The 3452-nt window shown below is 55.3% G+C and carries 2 rRNA genes; both read right to left on the bottom strand.

Features of this window, described 5'->3' with window-relative positions:
* Positions 1-15 precede the first annotated feature (15 nt).
* Positions 16-132 (bottom strand): 5S ribosomal RNA (rrf, locus tag G9373_RS44780).
* A 133-nt stretch (positions 133-265) separates the two neighbouring features.
* Positions 266-3401, bottom strand: a 23S ribosomal RNA gene (locus G9373_RS44785).
* Between the last annotated feature and the right edge of the window lie 51 nt (positions 3402-3452).

Here is a 3452-nt window from a genome sequence, read left to right on the forward strand (position 1 = left end):
CTTTCGGTAACGGATGTTCGGCGGTGTCCTACTCTCCCACACCCTGTCGGGTGCAGTACCATCGGCGCTGGAGGGCTTAGCTTCCGGGTTCGGAATGGGACCGGGCGTTTCCCCTCCGCTATGGCCGCCGTAACTCTATGAAACTGTCACACGGAACATCAGCGAAGACACACACAACAAACAGTGTTGTTGGTGGTGTTCTTCTTCTTCAGTTCTGAAACGTGTGTGTTGTTTCAGATACTGCACAGTGGACGCGTAGCTTCTTTGTGGTAAGTCCTCGGCCTATTAGTACCAGTCACCTGCATCCGTTACCGGACTTCCAGTTCTGGCCTATCAACCCGGTGGTCTGCCGGGGGCCTTACCCCCTCGAGGGGGTGAGAAACCTCATCTTGGAACAGGCTTCCCGCTTAGATGCTTTCAGCGGTTATCCCTTCCGAACGTAGCTAACCAGCGGTGCTCCTGGTGGAACAACTGGCACACCAGAGGTTCGTCCGTCCCGGTCCTCTCGTACTAGGGACAGCCTTCCTCAAGTTTCTAACGCGCGCGGCGGATAGAGACCGAACTGTCTCACGACGTTCTAAACCCAGCTCGCGTGCCGCTTTAATGGGCGAACAGCCCAACCCTTGGGACCTACTCCAGCCCCAGGATGCGACGAGCCGACATCGAGGTGCCAAACCATCCCGTCGATATGGACTCTTGGGGAAGATCAGCCTGTTATCCCCGGGGTACCTTTTATCCGTTGAGCGACACCGCTTCCACTTGCCGGTGCCGGATCACTAGTCCCGACTTTCGTCCCTGCTCGACCTGTCAGTCTCACAGTCAAGCTCCCTTGTGCACTTGCACTCGACACCTGATTGCCAACCAGGCTGAGGGAACCTTTGGGCGCCTCCGTTACATTTTGGGAGGCAACCGCCCCAGTTAAACTACCCACCAGGCACTGTCCCTGAACCAGATCATGGTCCGAGGTTAGAGGTCCAATACGATCAGAGTGGTATTTCAACAACGACTCCACACTCACTGGCGTGAGCGCTTCACAGTCTCCCACCTATCCTACACAAACCGAACCGAACACCAATACCAAGCTGTAGTGAAGGTCCCGGGGTCTTTTCGTCCTGCCGCGCGTAACGAGCATCTTTACTCGTAATGCAATTTCGCCGAGTCTATGGTTGAGACAGCTGAGAAGTCGTTACGCCATTCGTGCAGGTCGGAACTTACCCGACAAGGAATTTCGCTACCTTAGGATGGTTATAGTTACCACCGCCGTTTACTGGGGCTTAAATTCTCAGCTTCGCCATTGAACTGGCTAACCGGTCCTCTTAACCTTCCAGCACCGGGCAGGCGTCAGTCCGTATACATCGTCTTACGACTTCGCACGGACCTGTGTTTTTAGTAAACAGTCGCTTCTCACTGGTCTCTGCGGCCCCACCCAGCTCACACTGCAAGAGTGATCACCGGACGAGGCCCCCCTTCTCCCGAAGTTACGGGGGCATTTTGCCGAGTTCCTTAACCATAGTTATCTCGATCGCCTTAGTATTCTCTACCTGACCACCTGTGTCGGTTTGGGGTACGGGCCGTGTGAAAGCTCGCTAGAGGCTTTTCTCGGCAGCATAGGATCACTGAATTCGCCTCATTCGGCTATGCGTCACCTCTCAGGCTGTGTGAATGGCGGATTTGCCTACCATTCGCCCTACAGGCTTACACCAGTATTACCACTGACTGGCTCAGCTACCTTCCTGCGTCACCCCATCGCTTGGCTACTACCAGATCAGGTCCCATGCATCCACATCCAGGGCCCCCGAAGGGGCGTAAGGACGCTTCAGGATGGTTAGTATCACTGATTCACCAGGGGCGCGTTCACACGGGTACGGGAATATCAACCCGTTGTCCATCGGCTACGCCTGTCGGCCTCGTCTTAGGTCCCGACTCACCCTGGGCGGATTAACCTGGCCCAGGAACCCTTGGTCATTCGGCGGACGAGTTTCTCACTCGTCTTTCGCTACTCATGCCTGCATTCTCACTCGTGTGGCCTCCACGGCTAGGTCACCCTGCCGCTTCCATGGCCACACGACGCTCCCCTACCCATCCACACCACTGCCCAAGACTCCGCAGAATCAAGGGGGTGCATTGTGTGAATGCCGCAGCTTCGGTGGTGTACTTGAGCCCCGCTACATTGTCGGCGCAGGATCACTTGACCAGTGAGCTATTACGCACTCTTTCAAGGGTGGCTGCTTCTAAGCCAACCTCCTGGTTGTCTTCGCGACCCCACATCCTTTTCCACTTAGTACACGCTTAGGGACCTTAGCTGGCGATCTGGGCTGTTTCCCTCTCGACTACGAACCTTATCGCCCGCAGTCTCACTGCCGCGCTCTCACTCACCGGCATTCGGAGTTTGGCTGATTTCGGTAAGCTTGTGGGCCCCCTAGACCATCCAGTAGCTCTACCTCCGGTGAGAAACACGCGACGCTGCACCTAAATGCATTTCGGGGAGAACCAGCTATCACGGAGTTTGATTGGCCTTTCACCCCTACCCACAGCTCATCCCCTCAGTTTTCAACCTAAGTGGGTTCGGTCCTCCACGACGTCTTACCGTCGCTTCAACCTGGCCATGGGTAGATCACTCCGCTTCGGGTCTAGAACATGCCACTACGGACGCCCTATTCGGACTCGCTTTCGCTACGGCTACCCCACACGGGTTAACCTCGCGACATGCCACTAACTCGCAGGCTCATTCTTCAAAAGGCACGCCATCACCCCCAGCAGCAAGCTGCTCGAAGGCTTTGACGGATTGTAAGCGCACGGTTTCAGGTACTATTTCACTCCCCTCCCGGGGTACTTTTCACCTTTCCCTCACGGTACTAGTCCGCTATCGGTCACCAGGGAGTATTCAGGCTTATCGGGTGGTCCCGACAGATTCACACCAGATTTCACGGGCCCGGTGCTACTTGGGTTTCCATCACGACAGTCATCATGTTTTCGTGTACGGGATTCTCACCCTCTACGACAGGCCGTTCCAGACCACTTCCACTAACACAATGATTTCTTACTGTCGGCCAACACGGCAGCATTGACAAGATGAACCCCACAACCCCACGAATGCAACACCTGCCGGCTATCACACATCCATGGTTTAGCCTCTTCCGCTTTCGCTCGCCACTACTCACGGAATCACTATTGTTTTCTCTTCCTGTGGGTACTGAGATGTTTCACTTCCCCACGTTCCCTCCACACACCCTATATATTCAGGTGCGGGTAACACGACATCACTCGTGCTGGGTTTCCCCATTCGGACATCCTCGGATCTCAGCTCGGTTGACAGCTCCCCGAGGCTTATCGCAGCCTCCTACGTCCTTCATCGGCTCCTGGTGCCAAGGCATCCACCGTACGCTCTTCATTACTTACAACAAAGATGCTCGCGTCCACTGTGCAGTTCTCAAACAACACACAACCAACCA

Source organism: Rhodococcus sp. A14 (assembly GCF_011603105.1).
In the GTDB taxonomy this organism is placed as follows: domain Bacteria; phylum Actinomycetota; class Actinomycetes; order Mycobacteriales; family Mycobacteriaceae; genus Rhodococcus_F; species Rhodococcus_F opacus.